Raw genomic sequence first — 25,184 nt, 5'->3', positions numbered from 1 at the left:
ATCGCCGTACGCTGAGCAGGGCCGTCCCGTCCGTCGTCCCTCCGAGGAGCCATGACCACACCCAAGCTGAGCGAGCAGACCGCACGCGGGCGCATGTACCGCATCGAGCCGGACGGCAAGCCGGTCTATCCCTCGATCACCACGGTCGCCGGGATGCGCGCGAAGGACCATCTGCAGGGCTGGTACGCGACCATGGCCTCCAAGCGGGCGCTGGACATGTACGCCTGGCTGGACCGCAACCCCGATCGCGCCGCCTCCGAGATCTCCCGGGTCTCGCGCGATCGCTGGGCCACGCAGAAGCGCATCGCCGCGGCGGCCGAGGAGCACACCCGCATCGCCTCCGAGTTCGGCACCCTCGTGCATGCCGCCTGCGAGGAATGGGGACGCGCCGGTGAGCGGCCGACGCCAGACCAGGTCTCCGCGATCGCCGAGGACATGCGCCGTGAGGACGGCGCCTTCGCGAGGGAGCCCAGCGCCGAGAACCTCCTCGCGCGCGCGGCAGTGCGCCTGGACGGCTACGGGAGGTTCCTCGAGGAGTTCCAGCCCGAGTTCGTCGAGGTCGAGCAGACGGTCGTCAACCACACCGTGGGCTACGCGGGCACCACGGACTGCATCGTCCGGGTCGGCGGCGCACTGCTGAGCGGCGACATCAAGACCTCGAAGAAGGTGCGCGGTGACTACGCGCTGCAGGGCGTCGCCGTCGTCAACGCCGAGGCGCTGCTCGACGAGGACGGCACCGTGCGCGAGATGCCCGAGCTCACGGGTGCGTTCATCATCCATCTCCCCGAGGCCGGCGGATACTCCGTCGTCCCGCTGAAGACGGGCCCCGAGGAGTTCGAGGCCTTCACGGCGCTGCGCCGCATCTGGGCCTTCGAGGCCGACGACTGCGTCCTCGAGACCTGCAGCCAGCCCCAGCAGCTGCTGGTCTCGCTGCTGAAGTCCAAGGGCGGGCTCGGCGGGATCGACGCCCTCGGCTGATCCGCCCGCGCCCGGTCGGCGGCCGGCGGTCTCCCCTCACCCCCGCTCAGCCGTCGGGCCGCAGGATCCCTCGCGCCCGCGCTCTGGCGACCGCGTCGGTGCGGCTGCCCGCCCCGAGCTTGTCGAAGACGTGCACGAGGTGCGTCTTGACCGTCGCCTGGGACAGGAACATCTCGGCGGCGATCTGCGCGTTCGTGCGGCCCGCGGCCACCAGCAGCAGCACCTCCCGCTCCCTCTCGCTGAGCGCCTCGGGCCCCGTGGGGTCCAGGCGGGAGCGCACCCGCTCGTCGACCACCCGGGAGCCGAGCGCGGCGCGCCGCACCGCGGTCGCCAGCTCCTCGGGCGAGGAGTCCTTGAGCAGGTAGCCGGAGGCTCCCGCCTCCATCGCCTCGAGCACGTCCTGGTCGTTGTCGTAGGTGGTGAGCACGACGACGGCGGGCGGGTCCTCCACCGCCCGCAGATCGGGGATCACGGCGCTGCCGCGCAGACGGCTCGTCGTGAACTGCAGGTCCAGGAGCACCACGTCGACGTCACCGCGCCGGGCACGGTCACGGGCGGCCTCGGGGGAGTCGGCCTCGGCGACCACCTGCAGGTCCTCGTGCGCGTCGAGCACCCAGACCAGGCCGCGGCGGACGATCGCGTGGTCGTCGGCCACCAGGATCCGGATCATCGCTGCTCTCCCTCCTCGTTCGTCGTCCGCTCGTCGTGCCCGTCGGCTGCACCTGCGCGCGTCGGCGGTGCGCCGAGCGGCACGCGGACCTGCACCGCCGTCCCCTCACCGGGAGCGCTCTCGAGGGCCATGGCGCCTCCGAGCGCCCGGGCGCGCGCCCTCACCGTGCGCAGCCCGAAGCCCTCGGCGGCTCCCTCGGGACTCCCCGGCGCCATCCCCACGCCGTCGTCGACCACGTCGAGGACCAGGTCGCCGTCCTGCACGGAGAGCGTCGCGACGGCGCGGGCGGCATCGGCGTGCTGGAGGACGTTGCCCAGCAGCGAGCGCAGGATCCGCTCGAGGCCGCTCGCCGTGCGCTCCGGCACGAGGCCCGGCGTCCCGGGGTCGAGCTCGCAGCGGAGGGAGACGACGGGAGAGGCTCCTGCCGCGGGCGCCGTCTCATCGATCACGGCGCGCAGGCGCTCCTCGAGGCCCATGCCCTCGCGCTCGTCGGCCGCCTCCTGGTCGACGAAGGAGCGGGTCTGCCGGCTCGTGAGCGCGGCCGTCCTCCGGGCCTCGCCCAGGTGTCCGAGGGCAGTGGGGGAGTCACCGCCCTCGAGCGCGGTGCGCGAGGCGTCCAGCAGCATCTGGATGGACAGCGCCGACTGCGCGACGGTGTCGTGCAGCTCGCGGGCGATGCGCGTGCGCTCCTCCGCACGGGCCGCCTCGCGCTGGGTGCGCGCGAGATCCTCCTGCGCGGCGAGGAGATCGCGCGCGAGGCGGGTCCGCTCGTCGATCTCCTCCTGGAGGGCGCGCACCGCGAGCACCACCGCGAGTGCCACGAGGGCGCCGATCACCGGGCCCACGACGCCCGCGACCGGAAGTGCGCCCTGCCAGGCGGCGAAGCCTCCGACGGCGATCGCCGTGACCAGGACGAGGCCCACGATCCCGCCGGCGAGCGGCAGCGCATAGAGGACGGCGAAGTCGAGTCCGAAGGCGATCCACGTCGCATCGGGGGTGAGGGCGAGGCACGCGGCCCAGGCGAGGACCGCGGGCAGGAGATGGCCGAGCGCGCGCCACGATCCGCGGTGGTCGGCGCCGCGTCCGGCGGTCCGGCGAGCCCCGATCGAGTAGACGCTCACGAGCACGATCAGCAGCACCAGGCGGGCCAGGGCGCTCGCGGAGGGCAGATCGCCCAGGGTGCGCAGGGCGACGACCACCACGAGCAGGTAGAGCAGCACGTGCACGAGCCAGCGCAGGGCGAGCGCGTACGGGGTGTGTGAGGGCAGGGCGCGCTCGGGCATGCAACGATCGTATCCAGTGCACGCCCCGCTCATCGCACCCGGACGTGACGAACCGGCCCCCGACACGCGTCACCGCAGGTCGAGGGCCGGTTCGTCAGATCACCGCAGGGGTCGGCTCAGATGTCGTAGTAGAGCTCGAACTCGAAGGGGTGCGGGCGGAAGCGGAACGGGTCGATCTCGTTCTCGCGCTTGTAGCTGATCCAGGTCTCGATGAGGTCCTGGGGGAACACGTCGCCCTCGGTGAGGTACTCGTGATCCGCCTCGAGGGCGTCCAGGGCGGCGCCGAGGGACTCGGGCAGCTGCTTGATCTGCGCGTGCTCCTCCGGGGGCAGCTCGTAGAGGTCCTTGTCGATCGGCTCCGGCGGCTCGATGCGGTTGCGGATGCCGTCCAGGCCCGCCATCAGCTGCGCGGCGAAGGACAGGTACGGGTTCGCCGACGGGTCGGGCGCGCGGAACTCCAGGCGCTTCGCCTTCGGGGAGGTGCCGGTCACCGGGATGCGGATCGCGGCCGAGCGGTTGCGCGCCGAGTAGACCATGTTCACGGGCGCCTCGAAGCCGGGCACCAGACGCTTGAAGGAGTTCACCGTGGGGTTGGTGAAGGCCACGAGCGAGGGGGCGTGCTCGATGAGGCCGCCGATGTACCAGCGGGCGAGGTCCGAGAGGCCGCCGTAGCCGCGCTCGTCGTAGAACAGCGGCTCGCCGTCCTTCCACAGCGACTGGTGGGTGTGCATGCCCGAGCCGTTGTCGCCGAACAGGGGCTTGGGCATGAAGGTGGCGGTCTTGCCGTTCTCCCAGGCCGAGTTCTTGATGACGTACTTGAACTTCATGACGTCGTCCGCGGCCTTGCGCAGCGTGTCGAAGGTGTAGTTGACCTCCTGCTGGCCGGCGGTGCCCACCTCGTGGTGCGCGCGCTCGACGTTCAGGCCGACCTCGTGCAGGCGCACGACCATCTCGTCGCGCAGGTCCGCCATCTGGTCGTTGGGGGAGACCGGGAAGTACCCGCCCTTGACGCGGGTCTTGTAGCCCTGGTTGCCGCCGAAGTCCGACTCGTCGCGGTCGGAGTTCCACGAGGCCTCGTCCGAGTCGATGTGGTAGCCCGCGCCCTGCATCTCGGTCTTGAAGCGGATGTCGTCGAAGATGTAGAACTCCGCCTCGGCCGCGAAGAACGCTGTGTCGGCGATGCCCGTGGAGCGCATGTACTCCTCGGCCTTGGTGGCGACGGTGCGCGGGTCGCGCGAGTACGGCTCATCGGTGAACGGGTCGACGATCGAGAAGTTGATGACGAGCGTCTTGCGCTCGCGGAAGGGATCCACGTACGCGGTGTCGAGATCCGGCACGAGCTTCATGTCCGACTCGTGGATCGCCTGGAAGCCGCGGATCGACGAGCCGTCGAAGAGCTGGCCGGTCGCGATGGCGTCCTGGTCGAAGGTGCTCGCCGGCACGTTGAAGTGCTGCATCACACCGGGGAGGTCGCAGAAGCGGATGTCGACGAACTCGACGCCCTCCTCCTCGATGAACTTGATGGCCTCACTGGGATTGCTGAACACGTCTCCTCCATCCGCATGCTCCCGCATGCGCTGCTGAACCCCTGGGGGCGGTCACCGGACGACGCGCGCGGTGCTGACCGCCGTCCTGGATCGCGGCGGACCGCGACCCTGCTCCCCGAAGTCTAGGACGCGCGCCCGAGAGGTCCCCGCGCCCGCCGGAGGACCCGACGGCGCCGCGGAGCGGCGTCGGCACAGCGGCCGACCGGCCCTGCGGACGGGTCGATGCGCCCTCGCAGCGGTCCCCGTGGCCGCTCTCACGGACTCGCGAGCGCATGCGCGCGCCGCCGTCGGAGATGGGTTCAGTAGGCTGGGGCGGTGATCGAACGCAAGGATCTGGGTGCCTGGCTCGAGGGCCCGCCGGTGGATGCCGAGTACGTCCCCGGCTCCCGTCTGGGGCTTCCGGCCGAGGGCTCGGGATCGGTCGCGCCGTTCGGTCGCCGCGTGCTCTCGCTGCTGATCGACTGGGGGCTGTGCCTGCTGATCTCGCAGTTCACCGCGAAGGGCGCGCCGATGGCCACGCTGGCCCTCTTCGCTGCGGAGAACATCCTGCTCATCAGCCTGTTCGGCCTCACCGTCGGTCAGCTCGTCATGCGCGTGCGCGTCACGCCGGCCGCGGGCCGGATGCCGATCCTCGTGCGCTCCCTCCTGCGGACCGCGCTGCTGCTCCTGGTGATCCCGGGGATCATCTGGAACCGCGATCGCCAGCCCCTGCACGACGTCGCCGCGGCGACGGCCGTCGTCCGCGCCTGACAGAGCCTTCGACCCCCGGTGCCGACCCGGGGGCGCGACCGCGATGCCGCGCAACCGGCGTGGACGCCCGCGTGTCCGTCACGGCACCGGCGAGGACGGGGGAGGGCGCAGCCGTCCTCCGTTCACCCCGCCCTCACGCGCTCGGCGCGGTCCTCCCGACACTCGCGACCCGGCCCCCTCGCTGTCCACCAGCCGTCGGAATCAATGCTCTGACCTGCACTTCCATTCAGATCACGTTTGGATAACGAATATCACGGAACGGTAACGGCCTCGGCGCGAGCCGATCACGACGGGCCCGGCGGACGACGCGGCACGGCGTTCACGGCCTCTCGCTCCCTCACGGCACGCGAACGCCCCCGCCGTCCGTGCCGTCGTGGACGGCAGGGCGGCGGGGGCGCCGGGTGGTCGCGGGACGCGCTCGGACGTGAGCGCTGGGGCGGGAGGGCTCAGCGCCCTCCGCGCATCATGGCCTTCTTGCTCATGCCGCGGGTGCGCGTGGGATCGATGCCCTTGGGGACCGCGGTGCGCAGCGAGGGCGTGAGGGCCGCGAGGCGCTTGCCCACGGCAGCGGACTCGTCCTTGGTGAGCGTCTTCTTCATGCGCGTCAGGTACGAGGGGAGCTTGTGCAGCGGGGTCTGGTCCTCGCCGTCGCCCACGACGATCCGATGGATCGGGATCGGCTCGTTGTTCAGCACGCGCTTGACCCGACGGGTCTCCTTCTCGAGCATCCGCATCGAGGGGCCCGAGCCGTCCTCGGCGACGATCGCGACGCCTGCGCGGCCGGAGGCGCGGAAGATCATCTTCTGCGAGCGCGGGTCCATCTGCACGGGCTCCTCCTCGACGTTCCAGCCGCGGCGGATGGACTGCATGGCCGCGAGCGGGGCGCCGGACTGGCCCTTGATCCGGTTGAACGCGGCGGACTCCGCCTTGCGCGCGAGGATGAACATCGCGGCGAGCAGACCCACGGCGATGCCCAGGAAGATCCCGTACCAGACCATGCCCAGGATGAGCTTGCTGAGGATCGTCAGCACGAGGATCGAGACGACCAGCGCGCCGATCATCCAGGGCAGGGTCGAGCGGTCGGCCTCCTGGGTGACCTTGAAGACCTCCACCATCTGCTTGATGCGGCCCTGCTTCTTGGGCTTCGCCGCGGTGGCGTCCGTGTCCTTGGTGCGTGCCATGGTTCTTCCTAAATGAGGTGTCAGCCCGCCTGCGCGGCGGACATGCGAGCGACCACGCTCGCCGCCTCCTGCCGGGCGGGGGTGTCCTGGTCGAGGTGCCGGAGGTTCTCGGGGATCTCGCGGCCGAGCTTCTTCATCGCCTGCGCCCACAGTCGGCCCGAGCGGTACGAGGAGCGCACCATCGGCCCCGCCATGACGCCGAGGAATCCCATCTCCTCGGCCATCTCGGAGAGCTCGACGAACTCCTGGGGCTTGAGCCAGCGGTCGATGGGGTGGTGCAGCTTCGAGGGGCGCAGGTACTGCGTGATCGTGATGATGTCGCAGCCGGCGTCGTGCAGGCTCTGCAGGGAGTCGACGACCTCGTCGGGCGTCTCGCCCATGCCGAGGATCAGGTTCGACTTCGTGATCATGCCGGCCGACTTCGCCATCGAGAGCACCGAGAGGCTGCGCTCGTAGCGGAAGGCCGGACGGATCTGCTTGAAGATCCGCGGCACGGTCTCGAGGTTGTGCGCGAAGACCTCGGGGCGCGCGTCGAAGACCTTCTGCAGCGCCGTGTCCGAGCCCTTGATGTCGTCGATCAGCAGCTCGACCCCGCAGCCGGGGTTCAGGGCGTGCACCTGCGTGCAGGTCTCGGCGAACAGCCCGGCGGCGCCGTCGGCCAGGTCGTCGCGGGCCACGCCCGTGATGGTCGAGTAGCGCAGGCCCATCTCCTTGACGGACTCGGCGACCTTGAAGGGCTCCATCGGATCCAGCGGATCGGGCTTGCCCGTCGCGATGTCGCAGAAGTCGCAGCGCCTCGTGCAGCGATCACCCCCGATGAGGAACGAGGCCTCGCGGTCCTCCCAGCACTCGAAGATGTTGGGACAGCCCGCCTCCTCGCACACGGTGTGCAGGCCGCGGCCGTGCACCCGCTTCTTCATGGCGGTGTACTCCGGGCCCATCACGGCGCGGGTCTTGATCCACTCGGGCTTGCGCTCGATGGGGGTCTCGGCGTTGCGTGCCTCGACGCGGAGCAGACGGCGTCCCTCGGGAGCGATCGTCACGCGTTCCTCCTCCGTTCGCGGTGTCGGTCCAGTCTAGTGGCGCGCGCGCCGCGCGGCCGCGTCAGCGTGAGCGCGCCGACGTGCGCTCCGCCACGAGATCGGTCATGGCGGCCTCGGCGACGTCGATGACCTCGGCGACCGGAACCCTCCGGCCGAGCTCCGCACTCAGGCTCGTCACCCCGGCGTCGTCGATCCCGCAGGGGATGACGTTCTCGGCCCAGGAGAGGTCGTTCGCGCAGTTCAGGGCGAAGCCGTGCATGGTCGTGCGCTTGGAGACGCGCATGCCGATCGCTGCGAGCTTGCGGTCCTCCTCCCCCTCGCGGACCACCCAGACGCCGCTGCGGCCCTCGACCGGCGCCGTCTCGAGCGAGAACGCCGCGGCCACGCCGATGAGCGCCTGCTCGAGCGCCCTCACGAAGCCGACGACGTCGATCGGCGCGGGGAGGGTGACGATCGGGTATCCGACGAGCTGCTGGGGGCCGTGCCAGGTGATCTTGCCGCCGCGATCGATGTCGACCACGGGGGCGCCGTCGCGGGGGCGCTCGTTCTCGGACGTGAGCTTGCCGGCGGTGAAGACGCTCTGGTGCTCGAGCAGGATCAGCGAGTTCGGCCGACGCCCGGCCACGACATCGGCGTGGACCTGCCTCTGCACGTCCCAGGCGGCGTGGTACTCGACGGGGCCCGGGGGGAGCCCGAACTCGTCGTGCTGGTCCCCTCCGGGGAGGTCTTCGCTGAAACCGAGGCGGATGACGTCGAGCACGCCCTCCAGCGTACCGCCGAGGGGACCGGCCGACGGACGCGTCCAGGACCCGCCCTGCGCGGCTCCGGGGACCGTGCCCCCGCCCCGCTGCCTGCGGATTGTGGATGACGGGGAGGGGCGGGCCACGCGCAGGTGTTCACTGTGCCCATGACTGCGCATGAGGAGCCCGAGGTCGGCGGCGAGGAGCCGTCCGAGGCCGTGCTCGCCGTCGTGTCCTCGCACGGCGACCAGGAGGTGCTGCTGGTCGAGCGGGACGGGAGGCGATGGTGCCGGGTGCGTGCCACCACGCGCGAGGAGAGGGCGCATCTGCGCGACGTCGCGCGCCTTCTGGACGCCCTCGGGGCGGACGGGGTGAGGGCGGCGCCGCGGCTGCGGGGCGAGGACCCGGCCGGGCTGCTCCTGGAGCCGCATGCTCCGCTGCGCCTGGGCGGCGGCAGGCGCCGGGCCCAGCCCGAGGAGTCGACACCGCCCACGCTCGAGCGGCATGCGCTGCACGATGCCCGCGAGGACCTCGAAGGCCTCGTGAGCGCACTGCATGCGCGCGGCTGGGTGGTCGGCCTCGCGCCCGGCGCGGGACTGGGGGCGAGGCCCGACGGCACGGTGGTGATCTCGGACCTGCGCGCACTGCGGCGCGAGGGATCGGTGGGCGCCCGCATGCAGGACCAGCACTGGCTCGATTCCGTGCTCGAGGATCAGGGACGCACGCTGCGCAGGCGGCTCGACACGCTCCCAGGACACACGACGGCCCACGCCGCGAAGGAGACCGCTTCGCCGGCGCCCGCGCCCGCCGCATCCCCTTCTCCTCCCGTGCCCGTTCCTTCGTCTCCTGCGTCCCCGTCCGCTCCGGACCCTCCCGTCCCTGCCCCGCCCCCGGCGTGGTCCGAGGGGTGGCGGGCGCGTCTCGCACGCGGCACGGACCCGACGCAGGCCTTCGTGTCCGACGAGGGGATCCTCGGCCCGGAGGCCCGTGACCCTGCACCACGGGGCCTCTCGCCGAGATCCCTCCGCGGGCGGCGCCCGGCCCGCGGACGGAGCGGTCCCACCCGCCATCGGCGCCCGCGCTGGTGGGTTCCGCGGCGCGGCATGGTGCTCGTGGCCGCTGCCGCCGTGCTCGTGCTCGGAGGCGGCGCGACAGCAGTCGGCACCGCACTGGTCCACCGCGACGCTCCGGCACCCGTCGCGTCCCCGGTGCCGTCCGAGACTCCGATGGCGACCGAGACCTCGGCGTCCTCCGACACGGCCTCCTACGCCCCCGCCGATGCGCCCGTGGCGGAGGCGACCGGGGTCGAGGACCCCCGTGCGCTCGTGCAGGAGCTCGCACTCGGCCGCCACCGCTACGTGACGGGACGGGCGGAGACGACCGTGTGCGCCCAGGGCAGTCCCGCCGCCGCGCAGGACGAGGCCCTGCGCGGCGCCTACCAGGACGTCGAGGTGGAGGGGGAGGGGCCGGCGGTGACGAGCGCGCAGATCGAGCAGCTCGACGAACAGGACGGGACCGCGCGTGTCCGGGCCACGCTCGACCAGGGCGAGCTGCGGCTCACCACGAGCGACGGCGCGGTCGTGGTCCGGCCTGCGGCCGGTGAGCGGGAGGTCGTCCTCGACCTCGTCCGCGAGGACGGCAGCTGGCGGGTGCGCGCCGCAGGCCCCGTCGAGGCCTAGTCCGCGAGCGCCCGGCAGGAACGCCCCGAGACGCGCGAGAGCCCGGCACCGATCACGGTGCCGGGCTCTCGCGGTGCGGTGCGCTGCGGCGGATCAGCCGCAGCGGATCAGACCGTCACAGGCCGAGCTCGGACCCGAAGGCCCCGCCCTCGAGGCGCTGCTTCATGAAGGACAGGAAGCGCGCCGCGTCCCCGCCGTCGACCAGGCGGTGGTCGTAGGAGAGGAACAGGTACATCATCGAACGGACGGCGATCACCTCGTCGCCCTCCTCGGTGGTGATCACCGCGGGACGCTTGACGATGGTGCCGCAGCCCAGGATGCCGACCTGCGGGTTCGGCACGATCGGGGTGTCGAACAGGGCGCCGCCGGAGCCGGTGTTCGTGATCGTGAAGGTCGCGCCCTGAAGGTCGTCCGGACCGAGCTTGTTGCCCTTGGCCTTCGACCCCAGCTCGCCGATCTGGCGCGCGAGGCCCGCTAGGTTCAGGTCGCCGGCGTTCTTGATGACCGGGACCACGAGTCCGCGATCGGTGTCCGCGGCCATGCCGATGTTCTCGGAGCCGTGGTACTTGATGACGTCGCCGTCGATCTCCGCGTTCAGCTTCGGGTACGTCTTCAGCGCCTCGACGGCCGCCTGCATGATGAACGGCAGGAAGGTCAGCTTGGCGCCCTCGCGCTGGGCGAAGGAGTCCTTGGCCTGCGTGCGCAGCTTCGCGATGCGGGTCATGTCGACCTCGACCGCCGTGGTCAGCTGCGCCTGCGTCTGCAGGGACTCGACCATCCGCGAGGCGACGATCTTGCGCAGACGCGACATCTTCTCCTCGGTGCCGCGCAGCGGGGAGACCTCGACCTTGGGAGCCTGGCCGGACGGGGCCGCCGACGCCGGAGCGGCGGCGGGCGCCGCGGCCGGGGCGGACGCCGCCTTCTGCTCGTCGATCGCCTTCTGGACGTCCTGCTTGCGGATGCGGCCGCCGAGACCGGAGCCGGTCACCGTGGACAGGTCGACGCCCGCATCGGCCGCCATCTTCCGCACGAGGGGCGTCACGTACCCGGAGGCCTCGGCGCCGGAGACGGCGTCAGCGGCCTTCGGGGCCGGGCTCGACGACGCGGCGGGCGCGGCATTGGGTGCCGGGGCGGACTCGGGAGCCTTCTCAGCGGGCTTCGACTCCGCCTTCTCCTCGGGCTTCGGCTCTGCCTTCTCCGCAGGCTCCTCCGCCGCCTTCTGCGCGGGCTCCTCCTGGGGAGCGGCCGCCGGGGCGGCCGGGGCGGAGGAGGCGCCGGAGGCGTCGCCGATGACGGCGATCACGGAGCCGACCTCGGCGTCCTCGTCCTCCTGGACGCGGATCTCGAGCAGCGTGCCGCCGACGGGCGAGGGGATCTCGGTGTCGACCTTGTCGGTCGAGACCTCGAGCAGCGGCTCGTCCTCGTCGATGCTGTCGCCGACCGACTTGAGCCAGCGGGTGACGGTGCCCTCGGTGACGGACTCGCCGAGCGCGGGCATGGAGACCTCGGTGCCGCTCGCGGAGCCGCCCGCCGGGGCCGCACCCGCCGAGCCCTCGTCCTGGGAGGAGTCGGAGTCGTCGAAGGAGGCGGGCTGCTCGGAGGCGGACTGCTCGGTCGAGGGGGCGGCGGTCTCGTCGGAGCCGAGGTCCTCACCGCCGTCCTGCGACGCGTCCTCGCTCGCACCCGAGTCCCCGGAGTCGGAGTCGCCGGAGCCCGAGCCGGCGCCGATCAGGACGAGATCGGCGCCGACCTCGGCGTCCTCGTCCTCCTCGACCAGGATCTTCTCGATCGTCCCCGAGACGGGGGAGGGGATCTCGGTGTCGACCTTGTCGGTCGAGACCTCGAGCAGGGGCTCGTCGACCTCGACGGTGTCACCGACGGACTTGAGCCACCGGGTGACGGTGCCCTCGGTGACGGACTCGCCGAGTGCCGGCATCTTCACGGTTTCGGACATGTTCTTCTCCTCCTGGGGGCGGCTCAGGCGTGGGCGTGCAGAGGCTTGCCGGCGAGCGCGAGATGCGCCTCGCCCAGTGCCTCGTTCTGCGTCGGGTGGGCGTGGATGAGGGAGGCGACGTCCTCGGGGTAGGCCTCCCAGTTGACGATGAGCTGCGCCTCACCGATCTGCTCGGACATGTTGGTGCCGATCATGTGGACGCCCACGACCGGGCCGTCCTTCTCCCGGACGAGCTTGACGAAGCCCGTCGTTCCCAGGATCTGGGACTTGCCGTTGCCGCCGAGGCCGTACTCGTAGGTCTCGACGCCCTCGTCGCCGAACTCCTCCTTGGCCTGCTTCTCGGAGAGCCCGACGGACCCCAGCTGCGGCTCGCAGTAGGTCACGCGCGGGATGCCGGACTCGATGATCGGGGCGGGGTTCAGGCCGGCGATGCGCTCGGCCACGAAGATGCCCTGCTGGAAGCCGCGGTGGGCGAGCTGGAGGCCGGGCACGATGTCGCCGACGGCGAAGACGCCGGGGACGTTCGTCTCGAGGGTCTCCTTGTTCGCGAGCACGAAGCCGCGGTCCATCTCGATGCCCTGCTCCTCGTAGCCGAGGTCCTTGGTGCTGGGCCCGCGGCCGACGGCCACCAGGAGGTAGTCGCCCTCGTAGACGGTGCCGTCCGCCAGGGTGACCTTCACGCCGGTGTCGGTCTGCTCGCACTTCTCGAAGAAGATGCCGAGCGAGAAGGCGATGCCGCGCTTCTTGAAGGCGCGCTCGAGGGCCTTGGAGAGCGACTCGTCCTCGTTGGCGGCGAGGTGGGGGAGGCCCTCCACGATCGTCACGGACTCGGCCCCGAGGGACTTCCACACCGAGGCGAACTCGACGCCGATCACGCCGCCGCCCAGGATGATCGGGTTCTTCGGGATCTCGGGCAGCCGCAGCGCCGCCTCGGAGTCCAGCACGCGCCCGCCGAGCTCGAGGCCGGGAAGCGACTTGGAGTAGGACCCGGAGGCGAGCACGATGTTCTCGCCGGTTAGAGTGCGGGTGCCGTTCTCGGTCTCGACCGTGATGGTCTTCGGACCGGTGAGGCGGCCGAAGCCCTCGACGTACTCGACCTTGCGGCTCTTCACGAGGCCCTGGAGGCCCTTGTACAGGCGGCCGATGACCTTGTCCTTGAAGCCGAGCATCTGCGGGACGTCCACGCCCTTGACGTCGATGTCGAGACCGAAGGTGCCGCCCTCCTTGGCGTTGTCGGCGACCTCGCCGACGTGCAAGAGGGCCTTGGTGGGCACGCAGCCGCGGTGCAGGCAGGTGCCGCCGAGCTTGTCCTTCTCGACGAGCGCGACGCTCTTGCCGAGCTCCGCGCCGCGCAGCGCGGCCGCATAGCCGCCGCTGCCGCCTCCGAGGATGACGATGTCGAACTGGTCAGTGGGTGATTCCGTCACCGGTGAGCTCCCTCGGGTCGTCCGAACCGGCACGGGCCGTGGCGGCCGTGCCCATACCCCACCATGCTAGGCCACCTCACAGCCCGGGGTGGGCATGATTCGGGGCCGAGCACGGTGGGGTCGGGCACGTCTCACCGGCGGCGGGCGCCGCCCGGCGCCGGATGCGTCGGGGCGGGGATCAGCGGGCGCGCGCCTCGAGCACCGCGAGCACGGTCCGCACGCTCATGCCGGTCGCGCCCTTGCCCATGTACCCCTGCGGGGAGTCGGCGAAGCCGGGGCCGGCGATGTCCAGATGGCCCCACGGCGTGCCGCCCACGAACTCGCGCAGGAAGATGCCTGCGGTGAGCGCGCCGCCGGCGCGGCCCGCGCCGATGTTCCGCAGGTCGGCGACGCGACCGTCGATGCCCGCCCGCAGCTCCTCGGGGAAGGGCAGCGGCCAGAACGGCTCGCCGGCGGCGTCGGCGGCGGCGAGCACCTCCGTGCGCGCCTCGTCCGTGCCCATCACGGCGGCGGTCCGGTCTCCGAGCGCGACCACGGCCGCGCCCGTGAGGGTCGCGACGTCCATCACCAGGTCGGGCTCCTCGGCGACGGCGTCGACGAGGGCGTCGGCCATCACCATACGGCCCTCGGCGTCGGTGTTCAGCACCTCGACGGTGCGGCCGTTGCGCATGGTGACCACGTCGCCCGGACGCTGCGCTCCGCCGCCGGGCATGTTCTCGGCGATGGCGAGGAAGGCCGTAACCTTCACGGGGAGCCCGAGGCGGGCGGCGCCGACGGTCGCGGCGAGCACGGTCGCGGCGCCGGTCATGTCGGACGTCATGTCGTCCATCCCGGGAGCGGGCTTGAGGGAGATGCCGCCGGTGTCGAAGGTGATGCCCTTGCCCACGAGCGCCACGTGGCCCGTCGCGCCCTCGGGCGCGTACTGGACGCGCACGAGCCGCGGCGGACGGGCCGAGCCCTGGCCCACGCCGACGATGCCGCCGTAGCCGCCGGCGGCGAGCTGCTCCTCGTCGAGCACGGTGACCTCGAGGGGCAGTCTCTCGGAGATCTCGCCGACCCGCTGCGCGAAGGACTCGGGGTACAGCAGGTTCGGGGGAGTGTTGACGAGGTCGCGGGTCACGTTCACGACGTCGGCGAGGATCCCGGCGCGCTCGGAGGCCGCTGCCGCGCAGTCGTCCGCCGTCCCCTCGTCCGCGACGAGCACGATCTGCTGCAGGGGAGCGGACGACGAGGACGCGTCCGACTTGTGCGCGGTGAAGGAGTAGGCGCCGAGCGCCGCTCCCTCGGCCGCGGCGGCGAGCTGCTCGCCCGTCCCGCCCGGCACGGCCACGGCCGCGCTGCCCACGCCGCTCAGCGAGCGGGTCGCGCCGCCGAAGGCGCGGCGCAGGACCACCGCGTCGGCGTCGGCGAGGCTGCGCGTGCCCAGGCCCGCGAGCAGGACCGTAGACGCGGCGACGCCCTCGGGCGCGGGCAGGCGCGTGAGCTCGTCCTGCGCGCCGGACGCGCCGACGGCGACGAGGACGGGGGAGAGCTCGGGAAGGCCGACGACGGCGGGGCCCGCGCCCTCCTCGCCCGTGAGGACCGGGAGGATCAGGACGTCGGCCGTGACGGACTGAACTGTGCTGGGGGATGTGGTGATGGAGACCATTCCACTATCGTATGCGGAGGTCCGCGGCCCTTCGACCGGTCGGCGCCCGGACCTCGGATCCGTCGGCGGCAGGCGATCGCGCACCATGCGATCGCGGAACAGGAGTGGGCGTGGGCGTGCTCGCCGTCGCGGTGTACGCGCTCTCCGGCCTCACCGCCGCGCTGGCCCTCCTGTACGTCGCCAAGTCGCTCGCCGCGGACTTCCTGCTGCTCGCCGGCCCCGCCGCGATCATGCTCGTCTGGCTGATCGAGGGGCTGGTGTGGGCCTACCGGGACATGACGGTCGGCCCCGCGCCGGATCGGATCACCCTGTACGGCTACCTGCTGACCGGTCTCGTGATGCCGCTGGGGGCCGCCTGGCTGGGAGCGACCGAGCGCACCCGCTGGGGCAGCGCCGGGATCGCCCTGGCCGCGATCACCCAGCTCGTCCTGCAGATGCGTCTGCCCCAGATCTGGCCCGGAGGCCCCGCATGAGTTCCGATCCCACGTCCACCGGTCCCGCATCCGCCGGCCCCGCGCCCGCCGGGGGTCCGGACCGCCGCGACGCGTCCCGCCGGGACGCCGTCGACCCCACGGGGTCGGTGCGCCGACGCGAGCGGGGCTTCGCGACGCTGCTCATCGTCGTCTACGGCATCCTCGCCCTCGCGGCGACGGGCCGCGCGACCTACGAGCTCGCCACGAAGTTCACCGAGGCCCCTCTGCCGTACGCCCTCTCGCTGGTCTCGGCGCTCACGTACGTCGTGGTGACGGTCCTGCTGGTGCGACGGGGCGCACGCTCCCGTGCGGCGCTCTGGGTGTGCGGCATCGAGCTTGTCGGCATCCTCGTGGTCGGCTCGCTGACGACCTTCGCCCCGGGCCTCTTCGAGGTCTCGACGGTCTGGTCGCACTTCGGCTCGGGCTACGGCTTCGTGCCGCTGCTGCTGCCGATCGTCGCGATCGTCTACCTGCTCGTGCACCGCCGCGCGGCCGCGCGCGGGACGTCCGGCGCAGGACGTACGGTGAGCGCGTGACCTCCTCGACCCCGGACCCCCGCTCCCGCACGTCGGCCCGCCCGGTCCCGGCCGGCGCACCGCCCCGCGCCGTGCGGCCCTACGCGGTGCTCTTCGACCACGTGCTGACGCGCCTGGACCCCGAGCGCGCGCACCGCCTCACGGTGCAGGCGCTGCGCCTCGCGCAGGCGGTCCCCGGCGGGCATCTCGCGCTGCGCACCCTGTTCGGCACCCCGCGCCCTCTGGGCCGCGGGCACGCACCCGTGCATGCGCTCGGGCACGAGCATCCGACGCCCTTCGGCCTCGCCGCCGGCTTCGACAAGGACGCCGAGGTCCCGCTCGGCCTGCTGGACCTGGGCTTCGGGCACGTCGAGGTCGGGACCGTCACGGCGAAGCCGCAGCCGGGCAATCCGCGTCCGCGCTCCTTCCGCCTGCTCGCCGACCGCGCTCTGGTCAACCGCATGGGCTTCAACAACCACGGAGCGGCGGCCGCCGCCAAGCGGCTCGCCCTGGTGCGCCGCACCGAGCGCGGACAGCGCGCCGTGATCGGCGTGAACATCGGCAAGACCAAGGCGACGCTGCTCGCCGACGCGGCCGAGGACTACCGCTTCAGCGCGCGCACGCTCGCGCCCTACGCCTCGTACCTCGCGATCAACGTGTCCAGTCCCAACACGCCGGGGCTGCGCGACCTGCAGTCGACCGACGCGCTGCGCCCGATCCTCGCCGCTGTCCTCGAGGAGGCCGGGGCCGTGGGCTCGCGGCTCGGCCGCGAGGTGCCGGTGCTCGTGAAGATCGCCCCCGACCTGCACGACGAGGACGTGCGCGCGGTCGCCGCCCTCGCGCGCGACCTGGGACTCGCGGGCGTGATCGCGACCAACACGACCATCGACCGGCCTCGGGACCTGCGCACGGCCCGTCACCGGATCGAGCGCATCGGCGCCGGCGGGCTCTCGGGGCCCGTCCTCGCCCACCGCTCGCGGGAGGTCCTCGCGATCCTCCGCGAGCAGCTGCCCGCGGAGATGACGATCATCAGCTGCGGAGGCGTCGTCACCGCCGAGGACGTGCAGGAGCGCCTCGACGCCGGCGCCGACCTCGTCCAGGGCTACACGTCCCTCATCTACGAGGGCCCGGCCTGGCCGGGACGGATCGCCCGCGCCCTCGGGCGCGGGCGGCGGGACCGCCGCGACTGAGCCCGCGGGCCCCGACGGCCCGGGCGCGACGGCGCGGAGCAGATCAGCATCCTGGAGAGGAGGGAGCGGAGCGATGGAGGAGGATCTCTTCACGCTCTCGGGCGATGCGCCCGCGCCGCGCACGCTCTCCGAGGGCAACCGGGACCATCGGGCGCCGCTCGCCGTGCGCATGCGGCCGCGCAGCCTCGAGGAGGTCGTCGGCCAGCACAAGGTGCTCGATCCCGGGAGTCCGCTGCGGCGGCTCGTCGCGGCCGACGACGCCCGCACCGCCCCCGCCTCGGTGATCCTCTGGGGCCCGCCCGGCACCGGCAAGACCACCCTCGCCTATGTCGTCGCAACCTCCGGTGACCGCGAGTTCGTTGAGGTCAGCGCCGTGCTCGCGGGCGTCAAGGATCTGCGCGAGGTGATCGACCGGGCGCGCTCGCGCCTGCGCACCACGGGACGCGAGACCGTCCTGTTCGTCGACGAGGTGCACCGCTTCTCGAAGTCCCAGCAGGACGCGCTGCTGCCGAGCGTCGAGAACCGCTGGGTCACCCTGATCGCCGCGACCACGGAGAACCCCTTCTTCTCGGTGATCTCTCCGCTGCTGTCCCGCTCGATCGTGCTGACGCTCGAGTCGCTGGAGACCGAGGACCTCGAGGAGCTCGTCGAACGGGCTCTCACCGACGAGCGCGGGCTCGGCGGCGAGATCAGGCTGACCGACGACGCCCGCTCCTCCCTGCTGCGCCTCGGCGGGGGCGATGCCCGCAAGATCCTCACCTCGCTGGAGGCGGCGGCCGGCGCGGCCCTCATGAAGGGCGCCCACGAGGTCGACGCCGACACCCTCGCCCAGGCCGTCGATCGCGCGGCCCTGCGCTACGACCGCGACGGCGACCAGCACTACGACGTCACCAGCGCCTTCATCAAGTCCATGCGCGGCTCGGATCCCGACGCCGCACTGCACTACCTGGCGCGGATGATCGAGGCGGGGGAGGACCCGCGCTTCATCGCCCGGCGCGTGGTGATCGCCGCGAGCGAGGAGGTCGGCATGGCCGACCCCCAGGCCCTGCAGGTCGCCGTCGCGGCGATGCAGGCGGTGCAGATGCTCGGCATGCCCGAGGGTCGCATCCCCCTCGCCCAGGCCGTCGTCCACATCGCGACCGCCCCGAAGTCCAACCGCTCCTACCAGGCACTCGACGCCGCGATCGCCGACGTGCGGGCGGGCAAGGGGGCCTCGGTCCCCGCGCACCTGCGCGACGCCCACTACGGAGGAGCGGAATCCCTGGGCCACGGCGAGGGCTACCGGTACGCGCACGACGCCCCGCACGGCGTGGCGCGGCAGCAGTACCTTCCCGACGACCTCGCCGACTCCCACTACTACGAGCCGACCTCGCGCGGGGCGGAGGGCCCTATCGCCCGCAGCCTCCCCGAGCTGCGGCGCATCGTCCGCGGGGAGGGCCCCTCCTCGTGACCGACTCCACAGCCCTGACGGCGTGACATCGGCGCAGGTGAGTTGAGGGCGGGTCGGGGCGCGGATAGACTGGGCCGCTGAATCCGCGGCTGCCTTACTGGATTCACACCACGCGAACAGAGGTATACCTCGTGACCAACGTCACCCGCGCGCGTCGCCAGGCGCGCCTGTCCCGAGCCCTCGGGCTCCCGCTGACCCCGAAGTCCGTCAAGTACTTCGAGAAGCGCCCCTACCCGCCGGGCGAGCACGGCCGTGCCCGCCGCCGCACCGAGTCCGACTACGCGGTGCGTCTGAAGGAGAAGCAGCGTCTGCGCGCTCAGTACGCGCTGCGCGAGAAGCAGCTGCACCGCATCTACCTCGATGCGCGCAAGGAGGCCGGCCTGACCGGTGAGAGCATGGTCGAGCTGCTCGAGATGCGCCTGGACGCGCTCGTCCTGCGCTCCGGCTTCGCCCGCACCACCCTGCAGGCCCGCCAGGCCGTCACCCACCGCCACATCCTCGTGGACGGCAAGATCGTGGACCGCCCCTCCTACCGCGTGAAGGTCGGGCAGACCATCCAGGTCAAGCCGCGCTCGCAGGCCGTCGAGGGCTTCCAGATCGCCGCGGAGGGGGGCAACAGCGACGTCCTCGCCGCCACGCCCTCCTACCTGTCGGTCGAGCTGGACCAGCTCAAGTCGAAGCTCGTGGCGCGCCCCAAGCGCTCCGAGGTCCCCGTGACCTGCGAGGTCCAGATGGTCGTCGAGTACTACGCTCGCTGACCCTTCGCGACGACGTCGTCCCGGGCGGGCCCTGGCCCGTCCGGAACGTGCCCCGGCAGGTGTGCTTCACGTACCCTGACCGGGGCTTCGTCGTCCTCGGGCAGGATCCCGACGATCCTGCCCGCACGACATCCCGCGCCCCATGCCCACTCCGCCCCCGCGGCGGCCCAGGAAGGACCCCGACCTCCATGCGCACCTCCGAGATCCATCGCCGCTGGCTCGACTTCTTCGCGAAGAAGCAGCACGAGGTCGTGCCCAGCGCATCGCTGGTCTCCTCCGATCCGTCGATCCTTTTCACGATCGCCGGCATGGTCCCGTTCATCCCGTACATCGTCGGGACCGAGAAGGCCCCGTACGCACGGGCCGTGAGCGTGCAGAAGTGCATCCGCACCAATGACATCGAGAACGTCGGGCGCACCACCCGCCATGGCACCTTCTTCCAGATGGCCGGGAACTTCTCCTTCGGCGACTACTTCAAGAAGGGCGCGATCGACTTCTCCTGGGAACTGCTGACCGGCTCGCAGGACGAGGGCGGGTACGGGCTCGATCCCGAGCGCCTGTGGATCACCCTGTGGGAGCAGGACCAGGAGTCCTTCGACCACCTGGTGGAGGTCGTCGGCTTCCCCGCCGAGCGCATCGTGCGCCTGCCCTGGGAGGAGAGCTGCTGGGACACCGGCCAGCCCGGCCCGGCGGGATCGACGGGGGAGTGGCACTACGACCGCGGCCCGGAGTTCGGGCCCGACGCGCCGCGCGGCGTCCTTCCCGAGTGGCCCGGGTCCCCGGAGGCCGAGGACCGCTACATCGAGATCTGGAACCTGGTGTTCGACCAGTTCCTGCGCGGCGAGGGCAAGGGCAAGGACTACCCGCTGCTGGGCGAGCTCGAGCAGAAGTCCATCGACACCGGCCTCGGCGTCGAGCGTCTCGCGTACATCCTGCAGGGCAGGAACAACATGTACGAGATCGACCAGGTGTTCCCCGTCATCGAGAAGGCGCAGGAGCTCTCGGGCCGCGTCTACGGCGCCGACGGCGAGGACGACGTGCGCCTGCGCGTGGTCGCCGACCATGTGCGCAGCGCCCTCATGCTCGTGGCCGACGGCGTGAAGCCCGGCAACGAGGGCCGCGGCTACGTGCTGCGCCGCCTCATCCGCCGCGCGGTGCGCTCGATGCGCCTGCTCGGCTACGACGATCCCTCCATGCCCGCGCTGCTGCCGGTCTCCAAGGACGTCATGAAGGAGTCCTACCCGCAGCTGGAGAGCGACTTCTCGCGCATCAGCGACGTCGTCTACGCGGAGGAGGAGGCGTTCCGCCGCACCCTCGCCTCGGGCACCACGATCTTCGACCAGCTGGTGGGTGGGGTCCGCGAGCAGGGCGGCCGCAGCATCGCGGGCGAGGACGCCTTCCGCCTCCACGACACCTTCGGCTTCCCCATCGACCTGACCCTCGAGATGGCGCAGGAGGTGGGCCTCAGCGTGGACGAGGACGGCTTCCGCTCGGCCATGTCCGAGCAGCGCGAGCGCGCTCGCGCCGACGCCGCGGCGAAGAAGACCGGCCACACCGACACAGCGCTCTACAACAGGCTGCTCGGCCAGCGCGGGGAGGCCGTGCCCTTCCTCGGCTACACCGAGTCCTCGGTCGCCACGACGCTCGAGTCCGTCCTGGTCGACGGGGCGCTCGTCGACACCGTCCGGGCCCCGGCCGACGTCGAGGTCGTGCTCGCCTCCACCCCGTTCTACGCGGAGATGGGCGGCCAGCTCGCCGACCAGGGCCGCATCTCCCTCACCGGCGGCGGGATCATCGAGGTCGACGACGTGCAGGCGCCCGTCAAGGGACTGCCCGTGCATCGCGGCCGCCTCGTCGAGGGCGAGGCGCACCCCGGGGAGAGCGCGATCGCGACGATCGACCTCGAGCGACGCGGCGCGATCGCCCGCGCGCACACCGCGACGCACATGGTCCACCAGGCGCTGCGCGAGGAGCTCGGCGAGGGCGCGACCCAGGCCGGCTCCGAGAACTCGCCCGGGCGCATGCGCTTCGACTTCCGCTTCGGCCAGGCCGTCCCGAAGTCCAGCCTCGAGGAGGTCGAGGGCCGCGTGAACACCCTGCTGCAGCAGGAGCTCGAGGTCACCGACGCCCAGATGCCCATCGACGAGGCGAAGGCGCTGGGCGCTCAGGCCCTGTTCGGCGAGAAGTACGGCGACATCGTGCGCGTGGTCTCGATCGGCGGGGACTGGTCGCGAGAGCTCTGCGGCGGCACGCACGTGCCCACCACCGGTGCTCTCGGCTCCGTCCACCTGGTCGGGGAGTCCTCGATCGGGTCGGGCGTGCGCCGCGTCGACGCCCTCGTGGGCCTGAACGCCTACCGCCACCAGGCCAAGGAGAAGGCGCTGGTCTCCCAGCTCTCGGAGATCATGAACGTGGGCGCCGACGACCTGCCCGAGCGCGTCCGCTCGCTGACCCAGCGCCTGCGGGACACCGAGAAGCAGCTCGCCGCCATGCGCGGCGCCCAGCTGCAGGCCGAGGCCGGGCGGCTCGTGGAGAGCGCCCGCACGATCAACGGCACCCGCGTGCTCCTGCACGATGCGGGGGAGGGCATCGCCGCGGGCGACCTGCGCACCCTGGTCCAGGATCTGCGCAACCGTCTCGGCGAGGACTCCCCGGCCGTGGTCGCGGTCGTCGGGGCCGACGGGCCGAAGGCGGCGCTCGTGGTCGCGACGAACGCGGCCGCGCGCGAGGGCGGCCGTCGCGCCGGTGCGCTGCTGAAGGCCGGCGCGGAGGCGATGGGCGGCCGCGGCGGCGGCAAGGACGACATGGCCCAGGGCGGCGGCGGCGATCCGCAGCGCACCTCGCAGGCCCTGGACGCGATCACCGCCGCGCTGGGCGCCGACGCCTGATGCCCGAGGATCCGCAGGAGACCTCCCGGCGGTTCGTACGGCTCGGGGTCGACGTCGGAGACGTGCGGGTGGGCCTCGCCCGGAGCGATCTGGACGGGCTGCTCGCCACGCCGGTCGAGACCCTGCCGCGGGACGGCGCGGTCGCGGGCGTCGTGTCGCAGGCCCGCGAGCTCGAGGCCCGTGCCATCATGGTCGGGCTTCCGCGCTCGCTGAGCGGGCAGGAGGGGCCGGCCGCCGCGAAGGCGCGTGCGTTCGCGGACGAGCTCGCCGATGCACTGCAAACGCAGGGCGTCGAGGCCGAGATCCGCTTCGTCGACGAGCGTCTGACGACGGTCACGGCCCACCAGGCCCTCCATCGCTCCGGGCGGAAGGGCCGCCGGCACAGGTCCGTCGTGGACCAGGTGGCGGCGGTGATGATCCTGCAGCAGGCGCTGGAGGTCGAGCGCAGCACGGGGCGCGCCCCCGGCGAGCTGCTCGAGGCCGCGCCGGACACCGAGGGAGAGGGCCTATGAGCGAGGACGACCGCGAGTCGCCGGAGCAGCCCGCGGGCTCGCGCCATGTGCGTCGGCCTCGCCCCCATGGCCGACGCGCCCGCCGGATCGATCCCGCCGCCGAGCCCGGCGCCGACCCCGACGGCTCGACCCCGGATGTCGCCCCGGGCCGCTCGGACGAGCAGCGGCGCGCGCTCGAGGAGGCCCGTCACGCGCTGCGCGTGCGCCGGGGCGAGGACGCCGCCCCCGAGACCCCGCCCGCGGCGAGCGGCGACCTCCCGCGCGGCCATCGCGCGGCCGCGGCCCGGCCCGAGCTCGAGCCTGCGCTCACGCCCGCGCCGCAGGCGCACGGGGATGCGCACCCGCACGAGGACCTCGGCCCGGAGCCGGACCACGACCACCGCGACGACCACGAGTCCGTCGATGCGCACCACGAGGACGACGACGAGTCCGACGAGGAGGTCGAGGACCACGAGGGCGATGCCCACCCCTTCGACGGCTTCGCGCACGAGCAGAAGCGCCGCTCGCCCCTGCACATCCTGCCCGTCCTGCTGGTGCTCGTGGTCGTCCTGGCCGTGGGGGCCGGCGCGGTGTACGGCTACTCCTGGCTGCGCGGGAACGTGAGCGTGGGCCAGGCGCAGGACGACGACTTCACGGGCACGGGCAGCGACGAGGAGGTCGTCATCGAGATCTCCGAGGGCGACACCGGGTCCGACATCGCCGAGACCCTCACGGACAAGGGCGTCATCAAGTCCGCGCCCCCCTTCGTGCGCCTGTTCGGCACCAGCCAGGAGGCCAGCAAGATCCAGCCGGGCTCGTACCGGGTGAACACGAAGATGTCCTCCGCCTCGGCGCTCGAGGCGCTCCTGGATCCCTCCAGCCAGACCGGTCTGCGCGTCACCATCCCCGAGGGCATGCGCATGAAGGACATCTTCGAGCGCGTCTCCAAGACCACCGGGATCCCGGAGAAGGACTTCGAGAAGGCCGCGAAGAACTACACCGACTACGGCATCCCGAAGAACAAGGCGGACAGCCCCGAGGGGTACCTGTGGCCGGGGCGCTACGACATCCCCGAGGATGCCTCCGCGGGCGACGTCCTCACCATGATGTGGGAGCGGATGGAGACCGAGCTCGACGACCTCGACGTCGCCCCCGAGGACCGCGAGAAGGTGCTCACCCTCGCGTCGATCGCGGAGAAGGAGGCGCGCGACCCCGACGACTACGGCCGTGTGGTGCGCACTCTCGAGAACCGCCTCGAGGGGGCGGGCGACGCCCACGGCAAGCCCATGAAGCTGCAGCTCGACTCCACGGTCGCCTACTTCTCGGGCAGCGACTCGATCTCCACCACGCCGAAGCAGCGCGAGACCGACAGCCCGTACAACACCTATCTGCACGAGGGGCTGCCGGCCGGCCCGATCTCGAACCCCGGGAAGGCGACCCTCGAGGCGGCGGCCGATCCGCCCCAGGGCAAGTGGCTGTACTGGGTGACCGTCGACACCAGCACGGGCGAGACGAAGTTCGCCGACACCTATGCCGAGCACGAGAAGAACGTGGCCGAGTGGAAAAAGCGGGCGGCGACGAAGGACGCGGACGGATGAGCGCGCCCGAGCACGGGCCCCGACGCTTCGCCGTGGTCGGCTCGCCGATCGCTCACTCGCTCTCGCCGGTGCTCCACACGGCCGCCTACCGCGCGCTGGGCATCGAGGACGCGCAGTACGGCCGCTTCGAGGTCCCCTCCGGGCAACTGCGGGACTTCCTGAGCACCGAGGAGGGCGCGCGCCTGCAGGGGCTGAGCGTGACCATGCCCGGCAAGGCCGAGGCGCATGATCTCGCGTCCTCCCGCGACACGACGGCGCGGATGCTGGGGATCGCGAACACCCTGGTGCGCACGCCGTCCGGCGACTGGCGGGCGGAGAACCACGACGTCCACGGGATCGTCGCGGCCCTCGGGGACCACTCCCTGAGCGCCTGTCGCACGGTGGGCGTCCTGGGGTCGGGGGCGACGGCGGTCTCGGCGCTCGCGGCGGCCTCACGCCTCGGCGCCTCCGAGGTGCTGCTGACGGCCCGCAGCCCAGAGAAGCTCGCGCCCCTGCGCACCCTCGCCCGCGACCTCGGCATGGGCAGCCGCGAGGTGCCCTTCTCCCGCAGCCGCGAGGTGCTCGGCGCCGACGCGGTGGTCAGCGCCCTCGCGATCGACGGCGCCCGGCGCATCGCCGAGGACTGGCGGAGGCAGGGCATCGACTCCGTGCCGCCGGTGTTCCTCGACGCTCTCTACGATCCCTGGCCGGCCCCGCTCGCGGCGATCGTCGTCGAGCACGGGGGAGAGGTCGCCAGCGGCCTCGAGATGCTCGTGCACCAGGCGGGCATGCAGCTGCGCTCGATGCTGGGTATCTCCGGCGCACCGCTGGAGGCGATGCGGGAGGCCGCACGGAGCGCGCTCGCGCAGCAGGCCGATCCCGCGCAGTCCTGACCCGACGCACGGCGGTCCGGGCGCGCGACGGTCCGGCTCCTCGCACGGC

Annotated in this window: 21 protein-coding genes; 12 read left to right on the top strand and 9 right to left on the bottom strand. The window is 72.4% G+C overall.

Annotation, left to right across the window (positions count from 1 at the left end; translation table 11 throughout):
• Positions 1-51 precede the first annotated feature (51 nt).
• The gene (locus ACFQ53_RS03615; RefSeq protein WP_377855445.1) at positions 52-978 is read left to right on the top strand and encodes a PD-(D/E)XK nuclease family protein; all 927 of its coding nucleotides are present in this window, start codon (positions 52-54) and stop codon (positions 976-978) included.
• Between the two features lie 46 nt (positions 979-1,024).
• On the opposite strand, the gene ACFQ53_RS03610 is transcribed toward ACFQ53_RS03615, so the two are convergent.
• The 3 genes from ACFQ53_RS03610 to glnA form a co-directional block, all read right to left on the bottom strand.
• Positions 1,025-1,648, bottom strand: coding sequence for a response regulator transcription factor (locus ACFQ53_RS03610; RefSeq protein WP_249480131.1), 624 nt, complete (start codon positions 1,646-1,648; stop codon positions 1,025-1,027).
• Positions 1,645-2,931, bottom strand: coding sequence for a sensor histidine kinase (locus ACFQ53_RS03605; RefSeq protein WP_377855441.1), 1,287 nt, complete (start codon positions 2,929-2,931; stop codon positions 1,645-1,647). Before ACFQ53_RS03605 ends, ACFQ53_RS03610 begins: the two co-directional genes overlap by 4 nt.
• Positions 2,932-3,047: 116 nt before the next feature.
• On the bottom strand, positions 3,048-4,478 hold the full coding sequence (gene glnA / locus ACFQ53_RS03600) for a type I glutamate--ammonia ligase (RefSeq protein ID WP_377855438.1): 1,431 nt from the start codon (positions 4,476-4,478) through the stop codon (positions 3,048-3,050).
• A gap of 315 nt (positions 4,479-4,793) precedes the next feature.
• Here glnA and ACFQ53_RS03595 point away from each other — a divergent pair, with 315 nt between their 5' ends.
• Positions 4,794-5,228 carry an RDD family protein gene (locus ACFQ53_RS03595; RefSeq protein WP_377855435.1) on the top strand — a complete coding sequence of 145 codons (435 nt, stop codon included), beginning with the start codon at positions 4,794-4,796 and terminating at the stop codon, positions 5,226-5,228.
• A 446-nt stretch (positions 5,229-5,674) separates the two neighbouring features.
• Here ACFQ53_RS03595 and ACFQ53_RS03590 read toward each other — a convergent pair whose 3' ends face one another.
• The 3 genes from ACFQ53_RS03590 to lipB form a co-directional block, all read right to left on the bottom strand.
• Positions 5,675-6,409, bottom strand: coding sequence for a DUF4191 domain-containing protein (locus ACFQ53_RS03590; protein ID WP_377855432.1), 735 nt, complete (start codon positions 6,407-6,409; stop codon positions 5,675-5,677).
• A gap of 20 nt (positions 6,410-6,429) precedes the next feature.
• Positions 6,430-7,452: a lipoyl synthase gene (gene lipA, locus ACFQ53_RS03585; protein ID WP_249480135.1), complete on the bottom strand. Its 1,023-nt coding sequence runs from the start codon at positions 7,450-7,452 to the stop codon at positions 6,430-6,432.
• A gap of 61 nt (positions 7,453-7,513) precedes the next feature.
• The gene (lipB, locus tag ACFQ53_RS03580) at positions 7,514-8,212 is read right to left on the bottom strand and encodes a lipoyl(octanoyl) transferase LipB (RefSeq protein ID WP_377855429.1); all 699 of its coding nucleotides are present in this window, start codon (positions 8,210-8,212) and stop codon (positions 7,514-7,516) included.
• 147 nt (positions 8,213-8,359) lie between these two features.
• Here lipB and ACFQ53_RS03575 point away from each other — a divergent pair, with 147 nt between their 5' ends.
• Entirely contained in the window at positions 8,360-9,871 is a 1,512-nt protein-coding gene (locus ACFQ53_RS03575) for a hypothetical protein (RefSeq protein ID WP_377855426.1), read from the top strand.
• Positions 9,872-9,986: 115 nt separating this feature from the next.
• Here the strand turns inward: ACFQ53_RS03575 and sucB are convergent, their stop codons facing one another.
• The 3 genes from sucB to ACFQ53_RS03560 form a co-directional block, all read right to left on the bottom strand.
• Positions 9,987-11,825, bottom strand: a complete 1,839-nt coding sequence (gene sucB, locus ACFQ53_RS03570) for a 2-oxoglutarate dehydrogenase, E2 component, dihydrolipoamide succinyltransferase (protein WP_377855424.1) — start codon at positions 11,823-11,825, stop codon at positions 9,987-9,989.
• 23 nt (positions 11,826-11,848) lie between these two features.
• Entirely contained in the window at positions 11,849-13,252 is a 1,404-nt protein-coding gene (gene lpdA / locus ACFQ53_RS03565) for a dihydrolipoyl dehydrogenase (RefSeq protein WP_377855421.1), read from the bottom strand.
• Positions 13,253-13,430: 178 nt separating this feature from the next.
• A complete protein-coding gene (locus ACFQ53_RS03560) occupies positions 13,431-14,900 on the bottom strand; it encodes a leucyl aminopeptidase (RefSeq protein ID WP_377855418.1) in 1,470 nt (489 codons plus the stop codon).
• Between the two features lie 110 nt (positions 14,901-15,010).
• On the opposite strand from ACFQ53_RS03560, the gene ACFQ53_RS03555 reads away from it, so the two are divergent.
• The 9 genes from ACFQ53_RS03555 (at position 15,011) to ACFQ53_RS03515 (ending at position 25,135) form a co-directional block, all read left to right on the top strand.
• Entirely contained in the window at positions 15,011-15,373 is a 363-nt protein-coding gene (locus ACFQ53_RS03555) for a hypothetical protein (RefSeq protein ID WP_377855416.1), read from the top strand.
• Positions 15,370-15,909 carry a hypothetical protein gene (locus ACFQ53_RS03550; protein ID WP_377855414.1) on the top strand — a complete coding sequence of 180 codons (540 nt, stop codon included), beginning with the start codon at positions 15,370-15,372 and terminating at the stop codon, positions 15,907-15,909. The genes ACFQ53_RS03555 and ACFQ53_RS03550 overlap by 4 nt, the downstream gene beginning before the upstream one ends.
• A gap of 71 nt (positions 15,910-15,980) precedes the next feature.
• On the top strand, positions 15,981-17,078 hold the full coding sequence (locus ACFQ53_RS03545; protein WP_377855645.1) for a quinone-dependent dihydroorotate dehydrogenase: 1,098 nt from the start codon (positions 15,981-15,983) through the stop codon (positions 17,076-17,078).
• A gap of 73 nt (positions 17,079-17,151) precedes the next feature.
• Entirely contained in the window at positions 17,152-18,528 is a 1,377-nt protein-coding gene (locus ACFQ53_RS03540; protein WP_377855411.1) for a replication-associated recombination protein A, read from the top strand.
• Between the two features lie 131 nt (positions 18,529-18,659).
• Positions 18,660-19,286 (top strand): 30S ribosomal protein S4, encoded by a 627-nt coding sequence (gene rpsD / locus ACFQ53_RS03535; protein WP_377855408.1) that lies wholly within the window; start codon positions 18,660-18,662, stop codon positions 19,284-19,286.
• Positions 19,287-19,474: 188 nt separating this feature from the next.
• Positions 19,475-22,174, top strand: a complete 2,700-nt coding sequence (gene alaS / locus ACFQ53_RS03530; RefSeq protein ID WP_377855405.1) for an alanine--tRNA ligase — start codon at positions 19,475-19,477, stop codon at positions 22,172-22,174.
• Positions 22,174-22,686, top strand: a complete 513-nt coding sequence (gene ruvX / locus ACFQ53_RS03525; protein WP_377855402.1) for a Holliday junction resolvase RuvX — start codon at positions 22,174-22,176, stop codon at positions 22,684-22,686. Before alaS ends, ruvX begins: the two co-directional genes overlap by 1 nt.
• Positions 22,683-24,263 carry an endolytic transglycosylase MltG gene (mltG, locus tag ACFQ53_RS03520; RefSeq protein ID WP_377855399.1) on the top strand — a complete coding sequence of 527 codons (1,581 nt, stop codon included), beginning with the start codon at positions 22,683-22,685 and terminating at the stop codon, positions 24,261-24,263. The genes ruvX and mltG overlap by 4 nt, the downstream gene beginning before the upstream one ends.
• A complete protein-coding gene (locus ACFQ53_RS03515) occupies positions 24,260-25,135 on the top strand; it encodes a shikimate dehydrogenase (RefSeq protein ID WP_377855396.1) in 876 nt (291 codons plus the stop codon). Before mltG ends, ACFQ53_RS03515 begins: the two co-directional genes overlap by 4 nt.
• The last annotated feature ends 49 nt before the right edge of the window (positions 25,136-25,184 follow it).

Origin of the sequence: Brachybacterium sp. NPDC056505 (assembly GCF_042794925.1) — a bacterium.
GTDB lineage: Bacteria > Actinomycetota > Actinomycetes > Actinomycetales > Dermabacteraceae > Brachybacterium > Brachybacterium kimchii.
This window is presented reverse-complemented; position numbering and strand designations above follow the sequence as displayed.

Coding starts and splice junctions, on each gene's coding strand:
- ACFQ53_RS03615 (WP_377855445.1), top strand. CDS start 52: ATGACCACACCCAAGCTGAGCGAGCAGACCGCACGCGGGCGCATGTAC.
- ACFQ53_RS03610 (WP_249480131.1), bottom strand. CDS start 1,648: ATGATCCGGATCCTGGTGGCCGACGACCACGCGATCGTCCGCCGCGGC.
- ACFQ53_RS03605 (WP_377855441.1), bottom strand. CDS start 2,931: ATGCCCGAGCGCGCCCTGCCCTCACACACCCCGTACGCGCTCGCCCTG.
- ACFQ53_RS03590 (WP_377855432.1), bottom strand. CDS start 6,409: ATGGCACGCACCAAGGACACGGACGCCACCGCGGCGAAGCCCAAGAAG.
- ACFQ53_RS03575 (WP_377855426.1), top strand. CDS start 8,360: ATGACTGCGCATGAGGAGCCCGAGGTCGGCGGCGAGGAGCCGTCCGAG.
- sucB (WP_377855424.1), bottom strand. CDS start 11,825: ATGTCCGAAACCGTGAAGATGCCGGCACTCGGCGAGTCCGTCACCGAG.
- ACFQ53_RS03560 (WP_377855418.1), bottom strand. CDS start 14,900: ATGGTCTCCATCACCACATCCCCCAGCACAGTTCAGTCCGTCACGGCC.
- ACFQ53_RS03550 (WP_377855414.1), top strand. CDS start 15,370: ATGAGTTCCGATCCCACGTCCACCGGTCCCGCATCCGCCGGCCCCGCG.
- ACFQ53_RS03540 (WP_377855411.1), top strand. CDS start 17,152: ATGGAGGAGGATCTCTTCACGCTCTCGGGCGATGCGCCCGCGCCGCGC.
- alaS (WP_377855405.1), top strand. CDS start 19,475: ATGCGCACCTCCGAGATCCATCGCCGCTGGCTCGACTTCTTCGCGAAG.
- ruvX (WP_377855402.1), top strand. CDS start 22,174: ATGCCCGAGGATCCGCAGGAGACCTCCCGGCGGTTCGTACGGCTCGGG.
- mltG (WP_377855399.1), top strand. CDS start 22,683: ATGAGCGAGGACGACCGCGAGTCGCCGGAGCAGCCCGCGGGCTCGCGC.
- ACFQ53_RS03515 (WP_377855396.1), top strand. CDS start 24,260: ATGAGCGCGCCCGAGCACGGGCCCCGACGCTTCGCCGTGGTCGGCTCG.